The following is a 451-nucleotide window of genomic DNA, read 5'->3' on the forward strand; positions in this document are numbered from 1 at the left end:
CGGGACGCCATGTTCCGCGGCGAGAAGATCAACACCACCGAGAACCGGGCCGTGCTGCACACCGCGCTGCGCGCCCCGCGCGACGCGGTGGTCGAGGTCGACGGCGAGAACGTCGTCCCGGCCGTGCACGCCGTCCTCGACAAGATGGCCGCCTTCGCCGACCGGGTCCGCTCCGGCGAGTGGACCGGCTACACCGGCAGGCGCATCAGGAACGTCGTCAACATCGGCATCGGCGGCTCCGACCTGGGCCCCGCGATGGCCTACGAGGCGCTGCGCCCGTTCACCGCCCGGGAGTTGACCGTCAGGTTCGTGTCCAACGTGGACGGCGCCGACCTGCACGAGGCCACCCGCGACCTGGACCCGGCCGAGACGCTGTTCATCGTCGCCTCCAAGACCTTCACCACCATCGAGACGATCACCAACGCCACCTCCGCGCGCAGATGGCTGCTGG

Annotated in this window: 1 pseudogene; it reads left to right on the forward strand. The window is 70.5% G+C overall.

Going from position 1 to position 451, the window contains the following annotated elements:
- Nucleotides 1-451 (forward strand): annotated as a pseudogene (locus K7G59_RS34460) (glucose-6-phosphate isomerase); the annotation flags it as partial.

Origin of the sequence: Streptomyces sp. NK08204, from assembly GCF_020400585.1 — a bacterium.
Taxonomy (GTDB): domain Bacteria; phylum Actinomycetota; class Actinomycetes; order Streptomycetales; family Streptomycetaceae; genus Streptomyces.